The organism is Bradyrhizobium sp. USDA 4353 (assembly GCF_054063215.1).
Genome location: NZ_JBSSGB010000001.1, coordinates 2170444 through 2196375 on the forward strand (window position 1 = coordinate 2170444; position 25932 = coordinate 2196375).

The window sequence follows — 25932 nt, forward strand, 5'->3', positions numbered from 1 at the left end:
GCCCAAGCCGGTTCAGGCCGCGCCGCAAGCCGTGTGTTGAATGTCGTTCAGGCCTTCTCGCCAGCCGGGGAAAACAGGTACCCGCCGCCACGAATGGTGCGGATCACCGCCGGTTTCGTCGGGTCCGGCTCGATCTTGCGGCGGATGCGCATGATCCGGAGGTCCACGGCGCGGTCGAAGGCCTCGGCATCGCGGGCGTTGGCGAGCTCCAGCAGCCGCTCCCGCGACAGCACCCGCTTCGGATTGGCGGCGAACACCTTGAGCAGACCGAATTCCGAGGCGGTCAACGGGTGCTCATTGCCTTCGTCGTCGCGCAACGCCTGGGCATCGAGATCGAGCCATTTGGTGCCGAACCGCACCAGCTGTGGGTCCGGGGCCTTGGCCGGAGCGGGCTCCGCGACAGCCGCCACGGCGGCGGCCTTGGCCGGGACACTGCGGCGCAGCACGGAGCGGATCCGGGCCATGAGCTCGCGCAGCTCGCAGGGCTTGGCAACGTAATCGTCGGCGCCGAGCTCGAGACCGACCACGCGATCGATCGGGCTGGCGGTCGCCGTCAGCATGATGACGGGGATGTTGGTACGGCCCTTGAGGTCGCGGATGATCGACAGGCCGTCCTCTTCGGGCATGTTGAGGTCGAGCACGACGAGATCGGCCGGGCCGGTCTCGATGGCGCTGCGCAGGCTCTTGCCGCCGTCGCACAAGGTGACGGTGAAACCGTGCATCCTGAGGTAATCGCCCACCATCTCGCGGGCGGGCGCCTCATCGTCGACGATGATGATGTGCTGGCTCTGACTCATGACAACTCGGCCGCCGGCAGTGTGATGGTGAAGGTTGACCCCGATCCCGGCCCATCGCTCTTGGCCGTCACCTCGCCACCATGCATGTCGACGATGCGTTTGACAATCGACAGGCCGAGCCCGGTCGAGCTTTCGCCGGCGGTCGGTTTTGCCGAGAGCCGCTGGAATCGGCCGAACAGCCGGCCGAGATCCTCCGGCGACAGCCCGGCGCCCTGGTCGGTGATGCCGATGATCGTGTTGTCACCGTCACCGCCGACATCGACGCTGATCCGGCCGCCGATCGGACTGTACTTGATGGCGTTGCTCAAGAGATTGTCGATCGCCTCGCGGATGCGATCGATGTCGCACATGGTGGAGAGCTGCGGCGGCGCCGACACCGTGATGACCTGCTGCTTGTTCAGCGCCAGCGGCTGGTTGGCCTCCACGACCTCGTGGATCAGCGCGGCAATATCGACCGGCTCGCGGCGGATGGTGATGTCGAACGCATCGGCCATCGCATCGGAGATGAGGTGGTCGACCATCGAGGTCAGCCGCTTGGCCGCATCACGGATGTGCCCGATCTGGCTGGCGATGCCGTCAGCCGAGGCGCCGGTCGCGAACAGCTCGGTCAGCATCTCGGTGCGGCCGAGGATCACGCCGAGCGGATTTTTCAAGTCATGGGCGACGGTGCCCAGGATCTCGTTCTTGAAGCCATTGGCGCGCTGCAGTCGCAGCCATTGCGCCGACAGCCGCCGGTTGGCCTGCATCAGCGCGCGGGTGCGCTGCGCGACCCGATCCTCGAGCTGGGTGTTGGCCTCGTGCAGCTGCTGATACAGGATCACATTGTCGAAGGCGATCGACAGCCGGCTGGAGAAGATCTCGACCAGCGAGCGGTCGGTCTCCGACAGCGGCCGCTCGGCCTGCAGCAGCACCACGACCTCCCGCCCCGAGCCGGTCCGCAGATACAGCACCGTCTTGTGGTCGGCGAACTCGTTGCTGCGCTGCCTGAACGCGGCCTCGACCATGTCGCGGAGGTCGGGATCGAGCGAGCGCGAGGTGACCGCGCCGGAGAAGCGGCTGTAGCAGCCGGAGCCGGCCAGCACGGAGAAATCCTCGTTGGGTGTGCCGTCGTCGCGCAGCACGAGAATGCCGGCGCAATCGACGTTGAGCAGCGAGGCGATCTGCGTCAGCACGCCCTCGGCCAGCCGCTGCATCGACTTGAAGTCGTACAGCGTCGAGGCGGCGTCGATGATGATCTCTAGGCCACGCCTGGTCTGCACCATGCGCTCGAGCTGCTGATAGCTGCGCAGTGCCGCGGTCAGCGACGTGAACAGCTTGTCGGCGGTGAGCTCGGTCTTGGCCTTGTAGTCGTTGATGTCGTACTGGACGATGACGCGCCGCTCCGGCGCCTGGCCGGGCTGGCCGGTGCGCAGGATGATGCGGACGGTCTCGTTCTTGATCTCGTTGCGGATGTATTCGACCAGCTCGAGGCCGGCGACATCCGTCTCCATGATGACGTCGAGCAGCACCGCGGCAATGTCGCCGTGCTCGCGCATCAATGTGCGGCCCTCGGCCGCCGAATAGGCCGAAAGAATTTCGAGGCCCTGGCCGTTCAGGCTGTAGTCCGACAGCGCAAAGCGCGTGCCCTCGTGCACGGCGTGATCGTCGTCGATGACGGCGATCTTCCATTTCCGGGCCGGTTGGGCGTCCTCGTCGAAGCCGGTGTCGTCGATCAGGTGGAGGACATCGTCCTGTTCGGCCATTGCGTCGTTCCGTCACCCATTGCTGTCTCGGTGCCGCCCTTGGCGACCCGGGGCATGATAATCCGAAAGGTGGTGCCTTGTCCCTCGCGGGATTCCAGCATCATGCGGCCGCCGAGCTGCTGCGTCACGAGATTGTAGACGATATGCAGCCCCAGCCCCGTCCCGCCCTCGTTGCGCCGCGTCGTGAAGAACGGGTCGAAGGCCTGGCGCTGGACGTCGGGGGTCATGCCGGCGCCGTTATCGGCGAAAATGATCTCGATGTCATCCGCGCCGCGCGGCCGGGCGGTGATCGAGATCGTGCCCGCGCGGCCGCCGGCGAAGGCATGGTTGACGGCGTTCAGGAACAGGTTGGTCAGGATCTGGCCGTAGAAGCCGGGATAGCCGTCGATGAAAAGGCCCTCGGGGACATCGACGGCAAGCGTGATCGGGGCGCGCTTGAGCACCGGCTTGAGGCTGGTGATGATCTGGTCGGTCGCCTCGCCGAGCAGGAAGGTCCGCCGCTCCGCATGCGAGCGGTCGACGGCGACCTGCTTGAACGACTGGATCAGCTCGCCGGCGCGCTGCAGATTGGCCACCAACTGCTCGGAGGCATCCCGCGAGGAGCGCACGAACTCCTCCAGCTGCGAGCGGCGCAGGCCGCCGTCCGGCGAGCGCAGCGCGGCCTCGAACAGCTCGACCCGGCGCGCGAAGCTGGAGGCCACGGTGAGGCTGATGCCGATCGGGTTGTTGACCTCATGCGCGACGCCGGCGACGAGACCGCCCAGCGCCGCAAGCCGCTCGGCGTCGATGAGATTGCGCTGCGCGGCATTGAGCTCGAGCAGCGCGCTCTCGGCCTTTTCCTTCGCGGCGCGCAATTCGTCCTCGGCCTCGCGCTTGGCGATCGCGTTCTCGCGGAAGGTCTCGACCGCGCGGGCCATCGCGCCGACCTCGTCCCGCGCCTCGGTGCCCTGAACCTCGCGGTCATAGTCGCCCAGCATGATCGCGCGCATCGAGGCCATGATCTGCTGCAGCGGCAGCCGGATCGACAGAGCGATCAGCACGCCCGCGGACAGGATGACGCCGAGGAAGATCACCGCGATCGACAGCACCCGGCGGGAGATGTCGCGCAACGTCTTGTCGAAGGTCGCCTGCGCCTTCTGCTCGTGCTGGCGCATCTTCACCGACAGCCCGTCGATGGCTGCTATGGTCTCGGCCTGGCTGGCGTCGATGGTGTTGCGCAAGAGCTCGGTGCGGTTGGTGAGCTGTTCGGTGAGCTTGGAGAAGCCTGCCCGCAACGCCGCCGTCCGCGCCGACAGCCGCTGCAGCGCCGTGCGTTGCAGATCGTTGTCGGCGAGCCCCGACATCACGGGGATGGTTGTCTCGATCGTCTCGATGTTGCGGCGGGCATCATCCGCGGAGGCGGGGGCCAGCGACAGGTAATAGGAGTTCGCCGCCACCAGCATCGCGGTGAACGCCTCGCGCGACTTGCCGAGCGAGGGCCAGATCTCCGCGTCGCGATGGCCGGTCGCGTCCTCGATCACCGAATAGAGCGCCGCGATGTCGCGGCCCGGGCCGAGCACTTGCTCTTCGTAAGTCTTGGAGATCGTCGCCTGCAGGCCGCGCAACTCGCCGAAGCCGTCGAGAAAGCGCACCGTGACGCGCTCCAGCTCCTCGACCGAGCCCGACAGCATCGGATCGGTCGAGGCGCGCGTCGTCAAGGTGCCGAGCACGGCCTCGCGCAGCAGCAGGATCTCGGCAAACAGCTCCGGGCTCGGCTGATTGATGTAGCGGTGGATCAGGTTCTGCAGCCGGCTGGTCTCGCTTTCCAACAGCGCCAGCACCTTGTCGGACTCACGCACCTGGCGGACGTCGTCCCAGGCCGTTCCCAGCACCTGCGCGCCGTTCCAGATCAGCGCCGCTAGCACGATCACGACGGCCGAGTTCAGCGCGGCAATCGACAGGATGCGCCAGCGGATCGGCACCGCGCGCAGCACGCGGACGATCCGCGCCCGGCCGAGCGCCGCCAGGCTGAGTTGCCTTCCGACGGATCCGCGCTGCTTGGATCCCGCCACCGCCGTTACCTCGAAGCCTTGCGAGGGGAGCAAGCTGCGAACGATCCTGCGCCTGTAAGGCCGGGCGCAGCCCGGCCGTCATGTTGCGACGCAACCAGCCCCGACATGGATCGTGCGGCGCGGCTTGCACGAGACGACACTGGCGAGAGGCATCCGACGCCGGCCACGGCCTGCGTCAGCACCGGCGTGGCGTCCACTCTCGACATCAACGAAAGGCGGGCGCGGTACACAGGCAACAACTTTCCCCTTGATGATGAGGTCGGCCCGGAAACGAAAAGGTTCAACGCAATCCCAGTCAGGTGCTATAAGGCCATTCTGACGCTAAAGCGATACGCGTCAATGGCTTGCCTTAAAGTTGTTGCAGCCATGGGTTGCCGGATCATGAAGGCGGTCCAATTGCGATTTCAGCCCAGACGAATTTTTTCATCGATTTCTGGAGATGGCCGGTGATGGTCTTGTTGCGTTGCCTTTCGTTCGCGCTCCTCGTCGGCACGGCCCTGCCGGCCCAGGCCGCGACCGAGATCATGTGGTGGCATGCGATGTCCGGCGAGCTTGGTCGCCAGGTCGACAGGCTGGCTGCCGATTTCAATGCGTCGCAGTCCGAGTACCGCATCGTGCCGAGCTACAAAGGCAGCTACACGGAGACCGTGACGGCCGCGATCTTCGCGTTCCGCTCGCGCAGCCAGCCCGCGATCGTGCAGGTCAACGAGATCGCGACCGCAACGATGACCGCGGCGAAGGGGGCGATGTATCCGGTCCACGAGCTGATGCGGGACGAGCAGGAGAGCTTTGCGCCGTCGGCCTATCTGCCGGCCGTCACCGGCTACTATGCCGATGCCGATGGCAACCTGTTGTCGTTCCCGTTCAACGCATCGACTCCGATCCTGTACTACAATAAGGATCAGTTCCGTGCGGCTGGGCTCGATCCCGCAGTTGCGCCGAAGACCTGGCCCGAGCTCGGCCAGGCCGCGAAGCGGCTGCGCGACCATGGAGTCGCGTGCGGCTTCACGACGTCCTGGCCCTCCTGGGTCAACATCGAGAACTTCTCCGCCTTCCACAATCTGCCGATCGCCACACGAGCCAACGGCTTTGCCGGGCTCGATGCCGTCCTGACCATCAACAATCCGTTGGTTACGCGTCATGTCGCGCAGCTCGCGGAATGGCAGAAGAGCAAGGTCTTCGACTACGCCGGCCGCGGCCAGGCCGCCGAGCCGCGTTTCCAGAAGGGCGAGTGCGGCATCTTCATCGGATCGTCGGCGACGCGCGCCGACATCAAGGCGAATTCGAAGTTCGAGGTCGGCTACGGCATGATGCCGTATTGGCCCGATGTGGTGGGCGCGCCGCAGAACTCGATCATCGGCGGCGCGACCTTGTGGGTGCTGCGCGACCGCCCTGCCGCCGAGTACAAGGGAGTCGCAAAGTTCTTCGCCTATCTGTCGCGGCCCGACATCCAGGCGGCGTGGCACCAGAACACGGGCTATCTGCCGATCACCCAGGCGGCGTTCGACCTGACCCGTGCGCAAGGCTTCTACGATCGCAATCCCGGCACCGCGATTTCGATCGAGCAGGTGACGCTGCATCCGCCGACGGAAAGCTCACGCGGGCTGCGGCTCGGCTCCTTCGTGCTGATCCGCGATGTCATCGAGGACGAGATGGAGCAGGCGTTCACCGGCCGCAAGCCGGCGCAGGCGGCGCTCGATTCTGCGGCCGATCGCGGCAATCGCCTGCTGCGGCAGTTCGAGCGGGCAAGTCCGGATCGCTGATGGTTGGGTTGCCTGATGTCGCCGATGCCGCGCAGTTGCGGCGCCTGCGGTCTGATCCGGCACGCTGGCTGCCGGCTGCGTCGGACATCGTGAGGTCCCACGGCTATGGCGCGGCGCGGCTCGTGCCATTCGGCGCCGGCACCAATCTGGTCTCAGCTCTCGGCGACGGCGCGATCCTAAAGATCTTTCCCGCTTTCCTGCGTGGTCAGTTCTCGTCCGAGCGGACGACGCTGCCGCTGGTTTTCCGTCGGCTTGCGGACGTTGCGACACCCGAATTGCTTCACGAGGGCGAGCGCGACGGCTGGTCCTATCTGATCATGACGCGGCTCGACGGCATTGCTGCATCCGAGGTCTGGCCGCAATTGGCGGAGCCGGACAAGGAGGACGTGCTTCGGCAGCTCGGCCGAATCATCGCCGATGTACAGCGTGTGCCGCCGGGCGGTCTGCTTGGACTTGGGCCGAGCTGGTCCGATGTCCTGCAGGCGCAATTCGCAGGATGTCGTGATCGCCATCAGCGGCTCGGCCTGCCGACGCCGCTGCTGGCCCAGCTCGATGATCTACTGGAGGAGGCGGCCGTTCTGCTGCCTCTTGATCCAGACCCGGTCATCCTCACCGGCGAATACATCCCGGAAAACTTCCTCGTCACGCACGACGGCGGCGGTTGCCGCGTGAGCGGGCTGTTCGACTTCGGCGACGTCATGACCGGGTTCGGCGACTACGACCTGCTCGGCCCAAGCGCGTTCATGGCCGCCGGCCATCCCGGCCGCGTGCGCGCTCTGTTCGAAGGCTATGGTCTGACGCCCAGCGAGATCACATGGCAGCTCAAGCGCCGGCTGCTCGCGTTGATGCTGTTGCACCGGGCCAGCGATCCCGTTCGGCATATCTGCGTCCCGGACTGGCCTTCGAAGGTCCGCAGCTTTGATGAGCTGCAGGAGCTGATCTGGCCGGATTGAACGAGCGCGCGGCGTCGTCCGCACAGATCGGCCGCATGGTCGCGCGCCGGTCTAAATTCTAGGCAAAATCGCGCTTATGTATGCAATGGGCTATGGCGGCATTCCCTTGTCCGCCGTGTCGCCTCAGCCAATTCAAGCACTTAACCGCCCCGCAGGATTGGCACGAAGCTTGCGAAACCTGCTCCCGCCGGTCGTATTCCGTGGGAGCATTTGATGAAGCGTCGCGATTTTCTGAAATCCGTATCAGGCCTGGCCGCAGGTGCCGCGCTGCCGATGGCGCCGGCGGTGATGTCCTCCGCGAAGGCCGATGCGCGGTCCGAGACGCTGCTGATCGTCTCCGAGGGCGGGCCCAACAATCTCGACATCCACGGCGTCGGCACCAATGTGCCGGGCTATGAGGTCTCCTGGAATTGCTACGACCGTCTCATCAGCCACGAGATGAAGAGCGGTCCTGGCGGGATCCCGTATTACGACCGCGACAAGTTCAAGCCGGAGCTCGCCGAGGACATGACCATCGGCGACATGTCCGCGACCTTCAAGCTGCGCAAGAACGCCAAATTCCACGACGGCACGCCGGTCACTGCCAAGGACGTCAAGTGGTCGCTGGACCGGGCCGTCAGCGTCGGCGGCTTCCCGACCTTCCAGATGAGCGCGGGCTCGCTGACCAAGCCGGAGCAGTTCGTCATTGTCGATGATTATACGGTGCGTGTCGACTTCCTGAAGAAGGACCGCCTGACGATCCCGGATCTGGCCGTCATCGTGCCCTGCGTCGTCAATTCCGAGCTGGTGAAGAAGAACGCGAGCGAGAAGGACCCCTGGGGCCTCGAATACACCAAGCAGCAGACCGCGGGCTCCGGCGCCTACAAGGTGACGAAGTGGACCGCCGGCACCGAGGTCATCATGGAGCGCAATGACGACTGGGCCTGCGGTCCGCTGCCGAAGATCAAGCGCGTGATCTGGCGCATGGTGCCGCAGGCCGGCAACCGCCGGGCGCTGCTGGAGCGCGGTGATGCCGACATCTCCTATGAGCTGCCGAACAAGGACTTCCAGGAGATGAAGTCGAACGGCAAGCACACCGTGATCTCGCTGCCGATCTCGAACGGCATCCAGTACATCGGCATGAACGTCACCAAGCCGCCGTTCGACAATGCCAAAGTGCGGCAGGCGCTCGCCTATGCGATGCCGTACCAGAAGATCATCGACGCCGTGATGTTCGGCCTCGCCAATCCGATGTTCGGTGCACCTGCCGACACGGCCACCGAGGTGGCTTGGCCGCAGCCGACCAAATACGTCACCGACATGGAGAAGGCCAAGGCGCTGCTCGCCGAGGCTGGTTATGCCCAGGGCTTCGAGACCACGATCTCATTCGATCTCAACTTCGCTCAGGTCAACGAGCCCCTGTGCGTGCTGGTCCAGGAGAGCCTGGCCCAGCTCGGCATCAAGACCACGATCAACAAGGTGCCCGGCGCCAATTGGCGCACCGAGCTGAACAAGAAGGAGATGCCGCTCTTCACCAACATCTTCTCGGGCTGGCTCGATTACCCCGAATACTTCTTCTACTGGTGCTATCACGGCAACAATTCCGTGTTCAACACGATGAGCTACAAGTCGCCCGAGATGGACAAGCTCATCAACGGCGCCCGCGACGCCGCCGCGACAGGCGACAAGGCGGCCTACGACGCCGACGTGAAGGGTTTTGTCGATCTCGCCTTCACGGACGTGCCGCGCATTCCGCTGTACCAGCCGTTCGTCAACGTCGCGATGCAGAAGAACATCTCGGGCTACCAGTACTGGTTCCACCGCCGCCTCGACTACCGCGCCCTGGTGAAGGGGTGACGGTCGTGATCGGATCGAGTGAGGTGGGCCGAGCTCTCTCGCTCCCTCCCCCCTTGTGGGGGAGGGGCGGGGAGGGGGGTAGCCGCACCCACCACCGTCGCGGCTCACCCCTCTCCCCAGCCCTCCCCCACAAGGGGGGAGGGAGCGCACAGCGCCGTGCTGAGAAATCCTGCCTCGTACTGGCGAGGTCCCGCCCATGCTGAGCCTCATCGCCAAGCGCCTCGCCTTCGCGATCCCCTCGCTAATCGGCGTCGTGATCGTCACTTTCCTGCTGACGCGTGCGCTTCCCGGCGACCCCGCCGCGTACTTCGCCGGTCCCGCCGCGACCAAGGAAGCGGTCGAGCAGATCCGCAAGAAGCTCGGCTTCGACAAGCCGCTGGTCGAGCAGTTCTTCCGCTACACTGTCGATCTCGCGCATGGCGATCTCGGCAGCTCGCTGACAACAGGGCAGCCGGTCGCGACTGAGATCCGCAACCGCCTGCCGGCATCCGCCGAACTGACGTTGCTCGGCCTGTTAGTGTCAGTGGCAATCGCATTGCCGCTCGGGGTCCTCGCCGCGACGCGGCCGGGATCGTGGATCGATCATACCTGCCGGGTCGTGACCACCGCCGGCGTCTCACTTCCGGTGTTCTTCACCGGCCTCGTGCTGGTCTACGTGTTCTACTTCCGGCTCGGCTGGTCGCCGGCGCCGCTCGGGCGCCTCGACGTGTTCTACAGCGCGCCGAACAATGTGACCGGGTTGTATCTGATCGATACGCTGATCGCCGGTGACGGCGAGGCGTTCCGTTCGGCGCTGAGCCAGCTGATCCTGCCGGCGGCAACGCTCGCGATCTTCTCGCTGGCGCCGATCGCGCGCATGACACGCGCCTCGATGCTGTCGGTGCTGTCGTCGGAGTTCGTGCGCACGGCGCGCGCCTCCGGCCTGTCGCCCGCGACGGTCACCGTCACCTACGCGTTCCGCAACGCGATGCTGCCGGTCATCACCACGCTGTCGATGGTGTTCTCCTTCCTGCTCGGCGCCAACGTGCTGGTCGAGAAGGTGTTCGCCTGGCCGGGCATCGGCTCCTACGCGGTGGAGGCGCTGATCGCCTCCGACTTCGCGCCGGTGCAGGGCTTCGTGCTGACGATGGCGGTCATGTACGTCGTCCTCAACCTCGTCATCGACATTCTCTATGGCGTCATCGATCCCCGTGTGAGGCTGGAAGGATGAGCACTGTCGCGCCGACCCTCGAACCCGCCGCTCCTTCTCAGAGCTCGGGCCTGATGGCCCTGATCGGCCACACGCGCTATGTGCTCGCCGAGAACAAGGTCACGGGCTTCGCCTTCGGCCTCCTGGTCGTGATCCTGTTCGCCGCGATCTTCGGGCCCTGGATCGTGCCGTATGATCCGCTCGCCAGCGACACCGCGTCGGCGCTGAAGCCGCCCTCGGCGGCGCATTGGTTCGGCACCGATCAGCTCGGCCGCGACATCTTCAGCCGCGTCGTCGTCGCGACCCGGCTCGACACCTTCATCGCGGTCGCCTCGGTCGCGCTGGTGTTCTTCATGGGCGGCCTCGCCGGCGTCGCCGCCGGCTTCTTCGGCGGCTGGACCGATCGTATCGTTGGCCGCATCGCCGATACGATCATGGCGTTCCCGCTGTTCGTGTTGGCGATGGGCATCGTCGCAGCGCTCGGCAACACTGTGCAGAACATCATCATCGCGACCGCGATCGTGAACTTCCCGCTCTACGCCCGCGTCGCGCGCGCGGAAGCCAATGTCCGCCGCAATGCCGGCTTCGTCCAGGCCGCACGCCTCTCCGGCAACAGCGAGCTGCGCATCCTGCTCGGTCACATCCTGCCGAACATCATGCCGATCATGATCGTGCAGATGTCGCTGACCATGGGCTACGCGATCCTCAACGCCGCCGGCCTGTCCTTCATCGGCCTCGGCGTGCGCCCCCCGACCGCGGAATGGGGCATTATGGTCGCCGAGGGCGCGTCGTTCATGGTGTCGGGCGAATGGTGGATCGCGCTGTTTCCCGGCCTCGCCCTGATGATCGCGGTGTTCTGCTTCAACCTGCTCGGCGACGGTCTGCGCGACATCGTCGACCCGCAACGCAGGACGTAATTCGGAGCCATACATGACCGCCCAGCCGCTGCTCGATGTTCGCGATCTCACGGTCGAATTCTCCACCCGCCGCGGCATCGTCAAGGCGGTGCAGCATGTCGACATCTCCGTCGCCAAGGGCGAGACGCTCGCGATCGTCGGCGAATCCGGCTCCGGCAAGTCGGTGACGTCCTACGCCGTCATGCGTATCCTCGATCGCGCCGGGCGCATCGCCGAGGGCTCGGTGATGTTCTCCGGCGTCGATGTCAAGGCGGCAGCCGAGACCGAGATGCGCGACCTGCGCGGCCGCGAGATCTCGATGATCTTCCAGAACCCGCGCGCGGCGCTCAATCCGATCCGCAAGGTCGGCCAGCAGATCGAGGACGTGCTGAAGCAGCACGCCCAGGCGGCCGCGAGCGATCGCGCCGAGAAGGCGATCGCAGCCCTCGAGCAGGTCAAGATCGCGCGTCCGCGCGAGCGCTATCACGCCTATCCGTTCGAGCTGTCCGGCGGCATGTGCCAGCGCGTGGTCATCGCGCTGGCACTCGCCTGCAATCCCCAACTGCTGATCGCGGACGAGCCGACCACCGGCCTCGACGTCACCACGCAGAAGGCGGTGATAGACCTCGTCGTCGAGCTGACCCGCAGCCGCGGCATGTCGACGATCCTGATCACGCATGACCTCGGTCTCGCCGCGGCCTATTGCGACCGCGTCGTCGTGATGGAGAAGGGCCGTGTGGTCGAGACCGCCAAGGCCACCGACATCTTCGCTAACCCGCAGCATCCCTACACGCGCAAGCTGATGCGCGCGACGCCGCGGCTCGGCGTATCCTTGCGCGATTTGTTGCCGGAGGAGGAGGCGTCCTCGCCGTCCCATCCTCTCTCCGTAATGGCCGGGCTTGACCGGCCTGCGGGGCCGAAGCCCCTTCGGCGCGGCGAAGGCCCGGCCATCCATCCTTCTTCGCAGGAGTTACTGGAGGTGATGGACCCCCGGGGCAAGCCCGGGGGTGACGAGCGGAGCGTGGGGGACGAGCGGAGTGGGGAGGGCGGGCGAAGTGCGGCCAGCGCCAAGCCGCTTCTCCTCGTCGACAAGCTGGTCAAGGAATATCCCCGTCAGGGCGCGTCGGCGACGTTGTCAAAACTGTTCGGGCCGCAAGCCGGCCATCGAGCCGGACGTGTTTCGCGCCGTCGACGGCATCAGCTTCACGGTCGGTCACGGCGAGAGCGTCGGGCTGGTCGGCGAGTCCGGCTGCGGCAAGTCGACGACGTCAATGATGGTGATGCGGCTGCTCGACCAGACCTCGGGCCGCATCAGCTTCGACGGCGAGGAGATCGGCAACATCCTGCCGCAGGCCTTTGCGCGATTGCCGCAGCGCAGCCATATCCAGATGGTGTTCCAGGATCCGACCGACAGCCTCAATCCGCGCTTCACCGCGGCGCGCGCCATCGCCGATCCGATTTTGCAGCTCGGCGACATCAAGGGGCGCAATGCGCTGCGCGCGCGCTGCGAGGAGCTCGCGATGATGGTCGGGCTGCCGCTGAACCTGCTCGACCGTTTTCCGCACCAATTATCGGGCGGCCAGAAGGCCCGCGTCGGCATCGCGCGTGCGATTGCGCTGCACCCGAAGCTCGTCATCCTCGACGAGCCGACGGCGGCGCTCGATGTCTCCGTGCAGGCGGTCGTGCTCAACCTGCTGCAAGACCTGAAGCAACAGTTAGGTATGAGCTATCTGTTCGTCTCCCATGATTTGAACGTGGTGCGGCTGTTGTGCGATCGTGTGATCGTGATGCGGTCGGGTCGAATCGTCGAGCAAGGCACGTGCGAACGTGTGCTAGGTGATCCGCAGGATGCCTATACGCGTGAGCTGCTGACTGCGATTCCGCACCCGCCGCTGCCGGCGCATTGAGGTGAAGATGCATGGCTGAGCCATCGGATGAATCTTCAGGTAAGTCCTGGGACGATTACATCGACGCGGTCGGGCGCGCGCTGGGCCTGCCGATCGAGGACGCATGGCGGCCGGCGATCCGCGCCAATCTCGAGGTTTCGCTGAAGATGGCGAAGCTGGTCGACGAGTTTTCCCTAGCTGACGAAGCCGAGCCTGCCAGTGTCTTCACCGCTTGATCCCGCCAATATGACCGCAGGCGCCATCGCTGCCGCGGTCGCCGCCCGCAAGCTCTCTGCTGTCGAGGCCACCGACGCCGCATTGGCGCGGATCGCCGCGCGCGATGGCGTACTGAATGCGTTTACCGACGTCACCACGGAGCGTGCGCGTTCGAAGGCACGCGCCGTCGATGCCGATATCGCCGCGGGCAAGCCCGTCGGTCCGCTCGCTGGCGTGCCGTTCGCGGTGAAGAACCTGTTCGATGTCGAAGGGCTTCCGACTCGCGCCGGCTCTAAGATCAATCGCGATCGTGCGCCTGCAACCCGCGACGCGACGCTGATCGAGCGGATGGAGGCCGCCGGCGCGGTTCTCGTCGGCGCGCTCAACATGGGCGAATACGCCTATGACTTCACCGGCGAGAACGTGCATGATGGCCCGTCGCGCAATCCGCATGACCCCTCGCGGATGAGCGGCGGCTCATCAGGCGGCTCGGGCAGCGCCGTCGGCGGAGGCCTGGTGCCGATCGCGCTCGGCTCCGACACCAACGGCTCGATCCGCGTGCCCTCGTCGTTCTGCGGCATCTTCGGGCTGAAGCCGACCTATGGCCGGCTGTCGCGCGCGCGCTCGTTTCCGTTCGTGATGAGTCTCGATCATCTCGGCCCGTTCGCGCGCTCGGTCGAGGATCTCGCGCTCGCTTACGACGTGATGCAGGGGCCCGATGCTGATGATGCCGCCTGCACCACGCGCGCGCCGGAGCCTGTCTCCGGCCTGCTGTCGCAAGGCATCGGTGATCTCAGGATCGCCCTGGCCGGCGGTCACTTCCAGAAAAACCTGTTTCCCGAAGCGGCCGACGCCGTCCGCCGCGTCGCCGCCGCGCTGAAAGTAACTCAGATTATCGAAGTCCCCGAGGCCGCGCGCGCCAGGGCCGCGGCCTATGTCATCAGCACGACCGAAGGCGCCTCCTTGCATCTCGATCGCCTGCGCAAGCAGCCGCAGGATTTCGATCCGGCGGTGCGAGATCGACTCATCGCCGGCGCGATGATCCCGGCGCCGATGGTCGACCGCGCGCAGAAATTCCGCCGCTGGTATCGCGCGCAGGTGCTGGAGCTGTTCAAGTCGGTCGACGTGCTGATCGCGCCGGCCACGCCCTGCATTGCGCCAAAGCTCGGGCAGGCGACTTTCGTGCTCGACGGCGTCGAGCTGCCGGTGCGGGCGAACATCGGCATCCATACGCAGCCGATCTCGTTCATCGGGCTTCCCGTCGTCGCAGTTCCCATTCCGCTGGAGCCGATGCCCATCGGCGTGCAGATCATCGCCGCGCCCTGGTGCGAACATGTCGCATTGCGTGTGGCCCACGCCTTGCAACAGCTGGGCGTCGCCGCTGCGCCGGCCCCGAGAGGAGTTCTGGAGAATGGAAGTCGATCTGCCTGACGTCGTTGCGGAGGTCACCGCGCAGTTCCAACGCTACGAGCAGGCGCTGGTCAGCAACGATGTCGCCGTGCTCGACGAGCTGTTCAAGCAGGACTCGCGCACGCTGCGCTACGGCATCGGCGAGAATCTCTACGGCTATGGCGAGATCTCGGCGTTTCGCTCCGCGCGCTCGCCGGTCGGACTGATGCGGCGCACCGCGCGCACCGTGATCACGACTTACGGTCGCGATACGGCGGTGGCCTCGACGCTGTTCTATCGCGACAGCGCGCCCGGCAAGGTCGGGCGCCAGATGCAGACCTGGATCCGGTGTCCCGAGGGCTGGAGAATCGTCGCCGCCCATGTCAGCGTCATCGACGAAGCAAAGGGCGGCTAAGTCATGAGCCTGGACGATCTTCCGCCGCGCACGCGTCAGCGGCTGACGCGCGAGTCCGATGTGTCGCGCCCCGATCGCGCGCCGCCGGCTGTCGCCAAGATCACGCGCGCCGAGGAATTGCGGCTCCAACTCGCCGACGACATCGTGCGCGGCGCGCTCGCGCCCGGCGCATCGTTGGATGAGACAGAGATTGCCAAGCGCTTCAACGTGTCGCGCACGCCGGTGCGCGAGGCGCTGCGCCAGCTCGCGGCCTCCGGCCTGATCGAGGCGCGCGCGCATCGCGGCGCCGTGGTGGCGCGGCCCTCGGTCGATCGGCTCACCGGCATGTTCGAGGCCATGGCCGAGCTCGAAGGCCTGTGTGCCGGGCTTGCCGCACAGCGCATGACGCCGATCGAGCGGCAGCGGCTGGAGGCCATTCACGAGGAGCTGCGCAATCTCAGCCACGCCGGCAATCCCGAGCGCTTCCACGAAGTGAACGAGCGCTTCCACAATGCGATCTATGCCGGCGCGCACAACGCCTATATCGCCGAGATCACCTTGGCCACGCGCGTGCGTGTGCAGCCGTTCCGCCGCGCCCAGTTCCGCAATCTCGGCCGCCTCGCCAAGTCGCACGCCGAGCACGACCGCGTCGTCGTCGCCATCATGCGCGGCGACAAGACTGGTGCTGCCAACGCGATGCGCGCGCATATCGAGCTGGTACGCGGCGAGTACGAGATCTACGCGGTGTCGGTATAGGAGAATTTGTAGGGTGGGCAAAGGCGCTGCCGTGCTCTCTCCGATGTGAGGTCGTGATGGCGCCGTGCCCACCGTCCTGCCGATGAGCTCGCTGGTCGAACGGTGGCACGTTGCAATGAGCAAAGTCCTAGCGCGCTATTAGATGCAGTGCCCTCTCCCCTTGTGGGAGAGGGCATCGCCGGTCCATCCAAGCACGCGGTTGGGTGAGGGGTCTGTCGCCGCGAGTTGCGCTCGTGGAGACAGACCCCTCACCCAACCGAGCTTGAGGTCCGGTCTTACATGCCCTCTCCCACAAGGGGAGAGGGCGCATTTATGAGCACCGCGCTTATCTGCTGGCGACGGAGTGCGGTGACGAGTTCTGCGGCTGCGCTGTGTTCGTAATCAGAAGGGTTCTCAGCCCTTCCGCGCCATGTAGGCGCGCCAGCCGCCGAACTCGGAGATGTCGCGCGCGCCGTCGAGCGCGGCGGGCTCGACGAGGAAACCTTTGGCGCTACGGCCATCAGCCAGCCTGATCGTGCCGATCGACAGCGGCGGTGGAATGAGGTCGACGAACTTGCCGAAGCTTGCGGCCGAGAGCGCCCAGAGCTCGACCGCCATCGCGGCGCCCTTGCCCTCGTCGGTTCGCAGCATGCCGGGCTTGGGAGGCGTGGTCGACAACGCGTAGAGCTTGTAGTCCGGTGCGGTCGATGTCGTCTCCAGCAGGCGACCTCCGAGACTTGTCAGTTCGTGATTCAGCGCCATTCCGGACAAATGCGCACCGACGACAACGATCGCGATCTCGTCACCATGCAGCGACGACGACACCGGCGCGAGCGGCGGCTGCGGCACCGCCTTGGCGCCGACCGGCAGCGCCGTGTCGGCATGAAACGCGCGGCCGAGGCTCGCCAGCGCGGCGTCGCCTCCGGCAGGCGCCAGCAGCGTGATGCCGAACGGAATGCCATCGCCGCGCATGGCAGCGGGAACGGCGAGCCCGCAGAGATCGAGCAGATTGACGAAGTTGGTGTAGGTGCCGAGCCGGCTGTTGAGCAGGATCGGATCGGCCAGCACCTCCGCGGTCGTGTAGGCGGTCGGCGCCGTCGGCAGCAGCATCGCATCGATCGCGCCGAAGGTGCGCTCGGCCACCTTGCGCAGCGCGTGCAGGCGATACATCGCGGCGAACGCATCTGCCGCGCTGCCGCGCGCCCCGCCGATGGTGATCTCGCGCGTCACCGGATGGATCGCTTCGGGATCCGACGCCAGCAGATCGCGGATGACGAGATAGCGTTCGGCGACCCACGGGCCCTCATAGAGCAGCCGCGCCGTTTCGTAGAACGGCTCGAGGTCGAACTCGACGAGCTCCGCGCCGAGCTTGACGAAGCGCGCGACCGCCGCGGCATAGGCCGCTTCCGCGGCCTTATCCCCGAAGAAGATGAGTTGACCGGGGCGGGGAATGCCGAGCTTCACGCCCTTGGGAAACGCCGTCACGGCTCCCACGGGCCGGTCGCGCGAGAACGGATCGAGCGGGTCCGGCGCCGCCATCACCGACAGCGCAGCCACTGCGTCGTCGACGGTGAGCGAGAACACCGAGATGCAGTCGAGCGTCCGGCAGGCCGGAACGAGACCTGTGGTCGAGATCATGCCGAGGCTCGGCTTCAACCCGACGATGTTGTTGAGCATCGCCGGCACGCGGCCGGAGCCCGCGGTATCCGTGCCCAACGACAACGGCACGAGACCGGCCGAGACGGCGACCGCCGAGCCGGAGCTCGAGCCGCCCGGCACCAGATCGCCACGCACCGGGTTTTTCGGAATGCCGTAGGGCGAGCGCACGCCGACGAGACCGGTGGCGAACTGATCGAGATTGGTCTTGCCGATGATGATCGCACCGGCCGCGCGCAACCGCCCGACCGCAGTCGAATCCCGCGCTGGCGTGTAGGCGAAGGCGGGGCAGGCCGCCGTGGTCGGCAGGCCCGCGACGTCGATATTGTCCTTCACGGCAACCGGCACGCCATAGAGCGGCAGCGCTGCCGCATCCTTGGCGGCCAGACTTTCGGCCTCGGCCAGCGCGTCCTGCTCGTCGCGCAGGTTGATGAAGATGGCGGGGTCGCCATGCGCGCGGATGCGCGCGAATGTGCGTGCGACGGTCTCCTTTGGCGACGTCCGGCCGGCGCGGTGAGCGGCTATGATCTCGGCAACGGCCTCGGTCACGCCGCGCTCCGCCGTCGTCGGCCCGATGTCTGGCTTGCCATGTGCTCACGCTCCGCGTCACGTCGATCCGACCGCAAGAGTAGCAAGGGACATGCCATTGTGTACATTGCGCGTCTGCGCGCGTCTGACGAAAAACGTTGTAATTCAGCAGTTTATGAATCCGACAATCTCGGAATTCGTCTGGGCTATCCGCGAAAGCCGAGCGGTTGCTTAAATATTGTGCGGCGACCGCCCATGGCCTCGCTGCCGCCCGGCGGGATGATCAAATGGGACCGCTGGTTTGCGTGTTTCAGATCCGCGCGACGCTCAGCCCGATTGCACAAGCTGATCGGGAGGTGAATATGCGCCTGCGACGTAGATCAACCGCGGGCTGATCCCATCCAATATCTATCCACTGCGGGATGGAGCGGTGCGTGCTTCGAATTCCGTTCGGCAATGCAGCAGGTCGGGCCGCACACAACTCATTCGGCTGTTCATGATCGGACATCGCCGTCATGACGATGCTCGCCGCTGCGCATGAGGCTGTTCGCCCGCTTTGCGGCAGGACGCCTCGGGCCGGGTATCCTTAACAAGCACTATAATTCTTGCCTTTGCCCGTTCGTGGGAATTATGGTGCATGGATCGATAGCGCGCAGACTATCATTCGCGCAACGCATGCTGCGGCGAAACGCCGCCGCTCGTTGCGCTGCTGCGTGGCGGCGACAAAACAACGATAAGAACTGAGCGTGATCAGGAGAGGGGATGACAATGAAGACGAGCTTCTGGCTGGCAGGCGCGGCGGCGCTGCTGTTTTCGAGCGCGGCGTTTGCCGGCGACACCATCAAGATCGGCTTCGTCTCCACCTTCAGCGGTCCGACCGCCGTGATCGGCAACGACATGCGCAATTCGTTCGAGCTCGCGCTCGACCATCTCGGCCGCAAGATGGACGGCAAGCCGGTCGAGGTGATCTATGAGGACGACCAGCAGAAGCCCGACGTCGGCAAGCAGAAGACCGAGAAGCTGGTGCAGTCCGACAAGGTCGACTTCATCGTCGGCTACATCTGGTCGAACGTGCTGCTGGCCTCGCTCAAGACCGCTGTCGATTCCCAGACCTTCCTGGTCTCCGCCAATGCCGGCCCGTCGCAGCTCGCCGGCGAATTGTGCTCGCCCTACGTGTTCTCGACCTCCTGGCAGAACGACCAGACGCCCGCCGCAATGGGCCTCTATATGAACCAGAAGGGCGTCAAGTCGGTGTTCCTGATCGGCCCGAACTATGCGGCCGGCAAGGACATGCTGGCGGGCCTGAAGAGCACCTTCAAGGGCCAGGTGGTCGGCGAGGAATACACGGTGTGGCCGAGCCAGCTCGATTTCTCCGCCGAGCTCTCCAAGGCCCGCGCATCCGGCGCCGAGTCGATCTTCGTGTTCTATCCGGGCGCAGCCGGCGTGCAGTTCCTCAATCAATACGCGCAGGCCGGCCTCAAGGAGAAGATGCCGCTCTACACCGCCTTCACCGTCGACGAATTGTCGCTGCCGTTGCAGAAGGACAATGCGATCGGCGTGCCCGGCGCGCAGGAATGGGTCAACGACCTGCCGAACGAGCAGAACAAGAAATTCGTCGAAGATTATCGCAAGAAGTACACCGGCCTGCGCCCGACCTATTACGGCGCCCAGGCCTATGACGCGGCGCAACTGATCAACAGCGCGGTGGTCGCGGTCAAGGGCGACACCTCCAAGAAGGCCGAGATGAAGGCCGAGATGGAGAAGGCCAACTTCAAGTCGCTGCGCGGCGCCTTCAAGTTCGGTAACAATCACATCCCGATCCAGAGCTTCTACCTCCAGGACGTGGTCAAGGACCCCGACGGCCAGCTCTCCCTGAAGACCGTGGCGACCATCGTCGAGAACGACCAGGATCGCTTCCACGACAAATGCCCGATGAAGTAGCGATCAAGAAAATTCCCGGGTCGGTCCCGCCCGGCCTGGAATTTGCTTGAAGCTTAAAACATCTCCGGCCTAAGATCGGGACGGACATGGCGGCAGCGCCTGCAACGGTTCTGCCGCCGTTTTCTTGAGCGTGAAGTGAGGGGCATGCTTCTCGTCGTCGAACAATTCCTGAACGGGCTGCAGTTCGGACTGCTGCTGTTCCTGCTGGCTGCCGGCCTGACGCTGGTGTTCGGCATCATGGACCTGGTCAACCTGGCCCATGGCTCGCTCTACATGATGGGCGCCTATTTCGCGGCGACCTTCGTGGCGTGGACCGGCAGCTTCGTGCTCGGCGGCGTCCTGGCGCTCGGTGCCACGCTTCTGCTCGGCATCGTGCTCGAATTCACGGCACTGCGCCATCTCTATGGGCGCGACCATCTCGACCATGTGCTCGCGACGTTCGGCCTGATCCTGTTCTTCAATGAGGCGGTCCGGCTGATCTGGGGTCCCGCAGGCCTCGCGCTGCCGCTGCCGTCCTGGCTCGCTTTCCCGGTCACGATCCTGCCCGGCATCCAATATCCGGCCTATCGGCTCGCGATCATCGTCGTGGCGCTGCTGGTGGCGCTGCTGCTCTATCTCGGCGTGATGCGCACCCGCATCGGCATGCTGATCCGCGCCGGCGCTTCCAACCGCGAGATGATCGGCGCGCTCGGCATCAACATCAAGCTGCTCTACACACTCGTGTTCGGCCTCGGCGCTGCGCTCGCCGGGCTCGCCGGGCTGATGCAGGCCCCGATCCTCACCGTGCAGATCGGCATGGGCGAGAACATCCTGATCCTCGCCTTCGTCGTGATCGTGATCGGCGGCATCGGCTCGATCCGCGGCGCCTTCATCGCTGCGATCATGATCGGCCTGATCGACACGATGGGCCGCGCCTTCCTGCCCAATCTGCTGCGCCAGGTGCTGAACTCGGCATCGGCCTCCACCGCGGCGCCGGCGCTGTCCTCGATGCTGATCTATCTCCTGATGGCGATCGTGCTGGTGGCGCGGCCTGAAGGTCTGTTTCCGGCCAATCGCAGATGACATCCAAGCTCAACGTCTCAAGCCTCGTTGCCATCATCGTCGTGGCCGGCCTCGTGCTGCTGCCGGTCTATTCGAACCTCACCGGCAACATCTTCATCCTCACGCTGTTCACCCGCATCGTGATCCTGGCGCTCGCGGCCGTCAGCCTCAATCTGCTGATGGGCTATGGCGGCATGATGAGCTTCGGCCATGCCGCCTATCTCGGCATCGGCGGCTACGCGGTCGGCATCCTGGCGCAGGAGGGTATCGGCTCCGGCTGGGCGCAGTTCGCGGTCGCGATCGCGGTGTCGGCGCTGTATGCCCTGGTGATCGGCGCGCTCTCCTTGCGCACCCGCGGCGTCTATTTCATCATGATCACCTTGGCCTTCGCGCAGATGGCCTATTACGTCGCGTCGGGGCTGGCGCGCTACGGCGGCGATGACGGCCTCACCGTCTACAAGCGCAGCGATTTCGGCGGCCTGATCAATCTCGGCAACCGCGTGCAGTTCTATTATCTCTGCCTCGCCTGTCTGCTCGCCGTCGTCGTGCTGGTCTGGCGCATCGTCAATTCGCGCTTCGGGCTGGTGTTGCAGGGCCTGCGCTCCAACGAGCAGCGCATGCAGGCGATCGGCTTCCCGTCGAAGCGCTACAAGCTCGCCTGCTTCGTCATCGCGGGCATGCTGTGCGGCCTCTCCGGCGCGCTGCTCGCCAACAACACCGATTTCGTCAGCCCGGCCGTGATGTACTGGACCCGCTCCGGCGATCTCATGGTGATGGTGATCCTCGGCGGCATGGGCACCCTGATGGGGCCGGTGGTCGGCTCCGTCGTGTTCCTGGTGCTGGAAGAGGTACTGTCGCAGCTCACCGAATATTGGGCGCTGATCATGGGGCCGCTGCTGCTCCTGATCGTGCTGTTCGGCCGCGGCGGCATTATGGGCATGCTCGGGAGGTTGAACCGTGGCTGAACCGCTGCTCCGCGTCGATAATCTCGTGCGCCGTTTCGGCGGCATCATCGCCACCGATCACGTCTGCCTCGACGTCTCCAAGGGCGAGATCCACGCCATCATCGGTCCGAACGGCGCCGGCAAGACCACCTTGATCAGCCAGCTCACCGGCCATCTCGCGCCGCATGCCGGCCGTATCTTCCTCGGCGGCCGCGACATCTCGCATTTCCCGGCCTACAAGCGCAGCGCGCTCGGGCTCGCGCGCTCGTTCCAGATCACCTCGCTGCTGACCGATTTCACCGCGGCGGACAACGTCGCGCTCGCGGCCCAGGCGCATGACGGCAGGCATTCGTTCCGCTTCTTCGCCAATGCGCGCAAAGAGAAGCCGCTGCGCGATGCCGCGCGCGCCGCGCTGGAGCGTGTCGGTCTCGGCCATCGCGCCGACGTGCTGGTGTCGAAGCTCAGCCATGGCGAGCAGCGCGAGCTCGAGCTCGCGGTCGCGCTCGCGACCAAGCCGCAAATCATGCTGCTCGACGAGCCCATGGCCGGCCTCGGCGTCACCGAGTCGCAGCGCATGGTGAAGCTGCTCGCCGAGCTGCGCAACGAGGTCTCGATTGTGCTGGTCGAGCACGACATGGAGGCGGTGTTCGCGCTCGCCGACCGCATCTCGGTGCTGGTCTATGGCCGCATCATCGCCTCGGGCAAGCCGGACGAGATCCGGCAGAACGAGGAGGTCAAGCGCGCCTATCTCGGCGACCAGCACGTGGTGGTCGGCCATGGTTGATCAGAAAATGGTTGATCAGAAAGACAACGGCATGCTGCTCGACGTCGACGGCATCGAGACCTGCTACGGCCTCAGCCAGGTCCTGTTCGGCCTGTCGCTCGCGATCCGCCCCGGCGAGATGGTCTCGCTGATGGGCCGCAACGGCATGGGCAAGACGACTACCATCCGCTCGATCATGGGGCTGACCCAGGCGCGCGCCGGCCAGATCCGCTTCAGCGGCCAGGAGACGCGCAAGCTGCCGTCCTACCGGATCGCGCAACTCGGCATCGGCCTGGTCCCGGAGGGGCGGCAGATCTTCCCGAACCTCACCGTCACAGAGAATCTGGTGGCGGCCTCGACCAACCGGCTCGGCGCCTCCGACCCGTGGACGCTCGACAAGATCCATGCGCTGTTTCCGCGGCTGGCCGAGCGCGGCGGCAACATGGGCAACCAGCTCTCCGGCGGCGAGCAGCAGATGCTGGCGATCGGCCGCGCACTGATGACCAATCCAAAGCTGCTCATTCTCGACGAGGCGACCGAAGGCCTTGCGCCGCTGATCCGCGAGGAGATCTGGAGCTGCCTGTCGCTGCTGAAATCGCGCGGGCAGTCGATCCTGGTGATCGACAAGAACGTCGAGCATCTGACCCGCATCTGCGACCGCCACTACATCATCGAGCGCGGCCGCACGGTGTGGAGCGGCACGTCGGAGCAATTGATGGCCGAGCCCGAGCTACAGCACCGCTATCTCGGGATCTGAACGGTCGTTCTCTCGCGCCAAAGGCCACGGTCGTCGCCGCGAACGAAATTGGGACTTAGTTACTCCGTCATGCCCGGGCTTGTCCCGGGCATCCACGTCGTTCTCAGCGTGCCGACCGACGTGGATGGCCGGGACAAGCCCGGCCATGACGACGCGGTGAGAGGCGGCAAAAAACTGCGGTCGTCATATGCGATTGCATGTCCCGCAAGCGGGAGAGGGGCGCACCACCGCTGGGGCGGGGTGATCGGCCAACTAACTGGCTCGGGGTCGCCAAGTCCGTCAGTCCTGCTGACGTGAGCCGAATTTCCGCATTGAGCGGCGGCGCGGAGAGGACTATTCTTTCAAGTGGTAATTTGTCTTGCCTTTTATCGAAGGTTGAGCAAATGCGTGCGCCCCGTCTGAAAGTCCGAGCACCGCAAAAAGCCGCATCAACCCTGCGCGGCTTCTGGTCCGGTCATTCCGACCTCGAGACCGCGTTGTGTCTCGCGTTCATGTTGATCGTCGCATTCATCGTCAAGCTGACGCCGCCAGCCTAGGCGCCGCCGATCATCGAACCAACGCTCAGCGTTCGAACGGGATGTACTTCTGGTACTCCTTCGGCACGCGGCTGCGATAGCGCGAGGGCACCTTGCCGCTGCGCAAGGAGTCCTCGACCTCCTGCCGGGTGGTCTTGGTCCGCTTCTTCTTTTTCGTCGCCGTCGCATCGGCTGCAGGCTTCGTCTCGGCCGGCTTGTCGCTGGTGGTTGCTGGAGCAGTCGCGGGTGCCGCAGGAGAGGCATTCGGCGTTGGGGAGGGCGTGGCGGCCGGCGTCTCCGTCGCGGGTGTGCTCTGCGCCATCGCAGTTGCGGACATCAGACCCACCGCCAGCAGGCTTGCCACTGCGATCCCCGACAATTTCATCATGACGAATAGACTCCAACGGCCACGGTTGTGCCGGCCTGATGAAGTCGCCCGCGCGAGTCAACCGGTTCATGCCTTCGGTGCATGGCCGTTGCCCCCACGATCAGCCTCATCGCCCAAGATGAATTCGGACTGCCAGCTTTTTGGGCACAGGCTGCCGTGCGTTCCGTTGAATCGCAAGCATTTTCCTCTGGCACGTCACTTGCTGATCTCGTTGCTCAGAGTTGGCAGCTAGGGTTCCGGTTCTCCTCGCGGGAATGCTGGTCCGAGAGCAGCCGCCAGGGGAGAGCCCTGGTGCACGGCGGGACAAAAACCCGGGAGACCTCAGTGGCCGCGCTTGGCAGGCTCGAGGTTGTCTTTGCCAGTCCGCAGGTCACAAAACCGATGAGGGACTGGACATGTTCAAAGCGCGAAATCTGTTTGTTGCACTGCTCGCGGCATCGACGCTGGCGACCGCATCGCCGTCGCCCGCTCACGCCGAGAAGAAGAAGGAATTCAACATCGCCTGGACGATCTATGTCGGCTGGATGCCGTGGCCCTATGCGGCGGAGTCCGGGATCGTCAAAAAGTGGGCCGACAAATACGGCATCTCGATCAAGGTCACCCAGATCAACGACTACGTCGAATCGATCAACCAGTACACCGCCGGCAAGTTCGATGGCGTGACCGTCACCAACATGGATGCGCTGACGATTCCCGCCGCCGGCGGCGTCGACACGTCGGCCATCATCATGGGCGACTATTCCAACGGCAATGACGGCGTCGTCCTGAAGAAGGGCAAGACGCTGGCCGACATCAAGGGCCAGAAGGTCAACCTGGTCGAGCTCTCGGTGTCGCATTATCTGCTGGCGCGCGGGCTGGAGACCGTGAAGCTCTCTGAGAAGAACATCAAGACGGTCAACACCTCGGACGCCGACATCGTCGCGGCCGCGAAGTCGCCGGATACCACCGCGGTCGTGACCTGGAATCCGCAACTGCTCGAAGTCAAGTCCGAGCCCGGCGCGACCTTGGTGTTCGACTCCAGCAAGATCCCCGGCGAGATCGAGGATCTGCTCGTCGTGAATACGCAGACGCTGAAGGACAACCCGGAGCTCGGCAAGGCGCTGACGGGCATCTGGTACGAAACCATCGCGCTGATGAAGGACCAGAGCGAGAAGGGCAAGGCCGCGCGTGAGGCGATGGCCAAGCTCTCCGGCACGGATGTCGCGGGCTTCGAGACCCAGCTCAAGACGACCTTCATGTACTACGAGCCGAAGGACGCACTCGCCTTCATGACCGGGCCGGAGCTGCCGAAGATCATGGACCACGTCCGCACCTTCTGCTTCGACCACAATCTGCTCGGCGAGAACGTCAAGTCAAAGGACGCGGTCGGCATCTCCACGCCGTCCAAGGCGCTGGGCTCGACCACGAACGTGAAGCTGCGCTTCGATCCGACCTACATGAAGATGGCGGCGGACGGGAAGCTTTGACCGCTCTGCCGCTACGCCAGCAGCATCTCCCCTCATCCTGAGGAGCTTGCGTAGCAAGCGTCTCGAAGGATGAGGCCTGGATGGGG

21 protein-coding genes, 1 pseudogene and 1 riboswitch are annotated in these 25932 nt (G+C 65.2%); of the genes and pseudogenes, 17 read left to right on the forward strand and 5 right to left on the reverse strand.

Going from position 1 to position 25932, the window contains the following annotated elements:
• Positions 1-47 precede the first annotated feature (47 nt).
• From ACVILH_RS09680 to ACVILH_RS09690, 3 genes are read right to left on the reverse strand one after another with little or no spacing between them, the layout of a single operon-like run.
• On the reverse strand, positions 48-797 hold the full coding sequence (locus tag ACVILH_RS09680) for a response regulator (protein ID WP_456712693.1): 750 nt from the start codon (positions 795-797) through the stop codon (positions 48-50).
• Entirely contained in the window at positions 794-2539 is a 1746-nt protein-coding gene (locus ACVILH_RS09685) for an ATP-binding response regulator (RefSeq protein WP_456712694.1), read from the reverse strand. The genes ACVILH_RS09680 and ACVILH_RS09685 overlap by 4 nt, the downstream gene beginning before the upstream one ends.
• Positions 2509-4500, reverse strand: coding sequence for an ATP-binding protein (locus ACVILH_RS09690; RefSeq protein ID WP_456716919.1), 1992 nt, complete (start codon positions 4498-4500; stop codon positions 2509-2511). Before ACVILH_RS09690 ends, ACVILH_RS09685 begins: the two co-directional genes overlap by 31 nt.
• A gap of 539 nt (positions 4501-5039) precedes the next feature.
• Between ACVILH_RS09690 and ugpB the strand changes: the two genes are divergently transcribed.
• The 10 genes and pseudogenes from ugpB to ACVILH_RS09740 all read left to right on the forward strand — a co-directional run bounded on the left by ugpB (position 5040) and on the right by ACVILH_RS09740 (position 15868).
• Positions 5040-6353, forward strand: coding sequence for a sn-glycerol-3-phosphate ABC transporter substrate-binding protein UgpB (ugpB, locus tag ACVILH_RS09695; protein ID WP_456716920.1), 1314 nt, complete (start codon positions 5040-5042; stop codon positions 6351-6353).
• The gene (locus ACVILH_RS09700) at positions 6353-7306 is read left to right on the forward strand and encodes a phosphotransferase family protein (RefSeq protein ID WP_456712695.1); all 954 of its coding nucleotides are present in this window, start codon (positions 6353-6355) and stop codon (positions 7304-7306) included. The genes ugpB and ACVILH_RS09700 overlap by 1 nt, the downstream gene beginning before the upstream one ends.
• A gap of 213 nt (positions 7307-7519) precedes the next feature.
• Complete coding sequence (locus ACVILH_RS09705; protein WP_456712696.1) at positions 7520-9142, forward strand: ABC transporter substrate-binding protein; 1623 nt, start codon at positions 7520-7522, stop codon at positions 9140-9142.
• A gap of 196 nt (positions 9143-9338) precedes the next feature.
• The gene (locus tag ACVILH_RS09710; RefSeq protein ID WP_456712697.1) at positions 9339-10352 is read left to right on the forward strand and encodes an ABC transporter permease; all 1014 of its coding nucleotides are present in this window, start codon (positions 9339-9341) and stop codon (positions 10350-10352) included.
• Positions 10349-11248 (forward strand): ABC transporter permease, encoded by a 900-nt coding sequence (locus ACVILH_RS09715; protein WP_456712698.1) that lies wholly within the window; start codon positions 10349-10351, stop codon positions 11246-11248. Before ACVILH_RS09710 ends, ACVILH_RS09715 begins: the two co-directional genes overlap by 4 nt.
• A gap of 13 nt (positions 11249-11261) precedes the next feature.
• Positions 11262-13134 (forward strand): annotated as a pseudogene (locus tag ACVILH_RS09720) (dipeptide ABC transporter ATP-binding protein).
• 11 nt (positions 13135-13145) lie between these two features.
• A complete protein-coding gene (locus ACVILH_RS09725) occupies positions 13146-13349 on the forward strand; it encodes a DUF4089 domain-containing protein (RefSeq protein WP_456712699.1) in 204 nt (67 codons plus the stop codon).
• 10 nt (positions 13350-13359) lie between these two features.
• Positions 13360-14760: an AtzE family amidohydrolase gene (locus tag ACVILH_RS09730; protein WP_456716921.1), complete on the forward strand. Its 1401-nt coding sequence runs from the start codon at positions 13360-13362 to the stop codon at positions 14758-14760.
• Positions 14741-15133, forward strand: coding sequence for an oxalurate catabolism protein HpxZ (gene hpxZ / locus ACVILH_RS09735; protein WP_456712700.1), 393 nt, complete (start codon positions 14741-14743; stop codon positions 15131-15133). Before ACVILH_RS09730 ends, hpxZ begins: the two co-directional genes overlap by 20 nt.
• Positions 15134-15136: 3 nt before the next feature.
• On the forward strand, positions 15137-15868 hold the full coding sequence (locus tag ACVILH_RS09740; RefSeq protein WP_456712701.1) for a GntR family transcriptional regulator: 732 nt from the start codon (positions 15137-15139) through the stop codon (positions 15866-15868).
• A gap of 393 nt (positions 15869-16261) precedes the next feature.
• Here the strand turns inward: ACVILH_RS09740 and atzF are convergent, their stop codons facing one another.
• Positions 16262-18052, reverse strand: coding sequence for an allophanate hydrolase (gene atzF / locus ACVILH_RS09745; protein ID WP_456712702.1), 1791 nt, complete (start codon positions 18050-18052; stop codon positions 16262-16264).
• Positions 18053-18799: 747 nt separating this feature from the next.
• Between atzF and ACVILH_RS09750 the strand changes: the two genes are divergently transcribed.
• From ACVILH_RS09750 to ACVILH_RS09775, 6 genes are all read left to right on the forward strand, one after another.
• Entirely contained in the window at positions 18800-19972 is a 1173-nt protein-coding gene (locus ACVILH_RS09750; RefSeq protein ID WP_456716922.1) for an ABC transporter substrate-binding protein, read from the forward strand.
• A 144-nt stretch (positions 19973-20116) separates the two neighbouring features.
• Complete coding sequence (locus ACVILH_RS09755) at positions 20117-21034, forward strand: branched-chain amino acid ABC transporter permease (protein ID WP_257169582.1); 918 nt, start codon at positions 20117-20119, stop codon at positions 21032-21034.
• A complete protein-coding gene (locus ACVILH_RS09760) occupies positions 21031-21978 on the forward strand; it encodes a branched-chain amino acid ABC transporter permease (RefSeq protein ID WP_456712703.1) in 948 nt (315 codons plus the stop codon). Before ACVILH_RS09755 ends, ACVILH_RS09760 begins: the two co-directional genes overlap by 4 nt.
• The gene (locus tag ACVILH_RS09765; protein ID WP_456712704.1) at positions 21971-22741 is read left to right on the forward strand and encodes an ABC transporter ATP-binding protein; all 771 of its coding nucleotides are present in this window, start codon (positions 21971-21973) and stop codon (positions 22739-22741) included. Before ACVILH_RS09760 ends, ACVILH_RS09765 begins: the two co-directional genes overlap by 8 nt.
• Positions 22742-22772: 31 nt before the next feature.
• Positions 22773-23477: an ABC transporter ATP-binding protein gene (locus tag ACVILH_RS09770; protein WP_456716923.1), complete on the forward strand. Its 705-nt coding sequence runs from the start codon at positions 22773-22775 to the stop codon at positions 23475-23477.
• 383 nt (positions 23478-23860) lie between these two features.
• Entirely contained in the window at positions 23861-24013 is a 153-nt protein-coding gene (locus tag ACVILH_RS09775) for a transporter (RefSeq protein ID WP_456712705.1), read from the forward strand.
• A gap of 25 nt (positions 24014-24038) precedes the next feature.
• Here the strand turns inward: ACVILH_RS09775 and ACVILH_RS09780 are convergent, their stop codons facing one another.
• Complete coding sequence (locus ACVILH_RS09780) at positions 24039-24380, reverse strand: hypothetical protein (RefSeq protein ID WP_456712706.1); 342 nt, start codon at positions 24378-24380, stop codon at positions 24039-24041.
• A 217-nt stretch (positions 24381-24597) separates the two neighbouring features.
• Positions 24598-24700, forward strand: a riboswitch (guanidine-I (ykkC/yxkD leader).
• Positions 24701-24775: 75 nt separating this feature from the next.
• Here ACVILH_RS09780 and ACVILH_RS09785 point away from each other — a divergent pair.
• Positions 24776-25846: a putative urea ABC transporter substrate-binding protein gene (locus ACVILH_RS09785; protein WP_456712707.1), complete on the forward strand. Its 1071-nt coding sequence runs from the start codon at positions 24776-24778 to the stop codon at positions 25844-25846.
• Positions 25847-25932: the final 86 nt, after the last annotated feature.

Bases quoted from the DNA above. Each gene is read 5' to 3' on its own strand.
- ACVILH_RS09680 (WP_456712693.1), bottom strand. From the start codon at position 797: ATGAGTCAGAGCCAGCACATCATCATCGTCGACGATGAGGCGCCCGCC.
- ACVILH_RS09685 (WP_456712694.1), bottom strand. From the start codon at position 2,539: ATGGCCGAACAGGACGATGTCCTCCACCTGATCGACGACACCGGCTTC.
- ugpB (WP_456716920.1), top strand. From the start codon at position 5,040: ATGGTCTTGTTGCGTTGCCTTTCGTTCGCGCTCCTCGTCGGCACGGCC.
- ACVILH_RS09700 (WP_456712695.1), top strand. From the start codon at position 6,353: ATGGTTGGGTTGCCTGATGTCGCCGATGCCGCGCAGTTGCGGCGCCTG.
- ACVILH_RS09705 (WP_456712696.1), top strand. From the start codon at position 7,520: ATGAAGCGTCGCGATTTTCTGAAATCCGTATCAGGCCTGGCCGCAGGT.
- ACVILH_RS09710 (WP_456712697.1), top strand. From the start codon at position 9,339: ATGCTGAGCCTCATCGCCAAGCGCCTCGCCTTCGCGATCCCCTCGCTA.
- ACVILH_RS09715 (WP_456712698.1), top strand. From the start codon at position 10,349: ATGAGCACTGTCGCGCCGACCCTCGAACCCGCCGCTCCTTCTCAGAGC.
- ACVILH_RS09725 (WP_456712699.1), top strand. From the start codon at position 13,146: ATGGCTGAGCCATCGGATGAATCTTCAGGTAAGTCCTGGGACGATTAC.
- ACVILH_RS09730 (WP_456716921.1), top strand. From the start codon at position 13,360: ATGACCGCAGGCGCCATCGCTGCCGCGGTCGCCGCCCGCAAGCTCTCT.
- hpxZ (WP_456712700.1), top strand. From the start codon at position 14,741: ATGGAAGTCGATCTGCCTGACGTCGTTGCGGAGGTCACCGCGCAGTTC.
- ACVILH_RS09740 (WP_456712701.1), top strand. From the start codon at position 15,137: ATGAGCCTGGACGATCTTCCGCCGCGCACGCGTCAGCGGCTGACGCGC.
- ACVILH_RS09750 (WP_456716922.1), top strand. From the start codon at position 18,800: ATGAAGACGAGCTTCTGGCTGGCAGGCGCGGCGGCGCTGCTGTTTTCG.
- ACVILH_RS09755 (WP_257169582.1), top strand. From the start codon at position 20,117: ATGCTTCTCGTCGTCGAACAATTCCTGAACGGGCTGCAGTTCGGACTG.
- ACVILH_RS09760 (WP_456712703.1), top strand. From the start codon at position 21,031: ATGACATCCAAGCTCAACGTCTCAAGCCTCGTTGCCATCATCGTCGTG.
- ACVILH_RS09770 (WP_456716923.1), top strand. From the start codon at position 22,773: ATGCTGCTCGACGTCGACGGCATCGAGACCTGCTACGGCCTCAGCCAG.
- ACVILH_RS09775 (WP_456712705.1), top strand. From the start codon at position 23,861: ATGCGTGCGCCCCGTCTGAAAGTCCGAGCACCGCAAAAAGCCGCATCA.
- ACVILH_RS09780 (WP_456712706.1), bottom strand. From the start codon at position 24,380: ATGATGAAATTGTCGGGGATCGCAGTGGCAAGCCTGCTGGCGGTGGGT.
- ACVILH_RS09785 (WP_456712707.1), top strand. From the start codon at position 24,776: ATGTTCAAAGCGCGAAATCTGTTTGTTGCACTGCTCGCGGCATCGACG.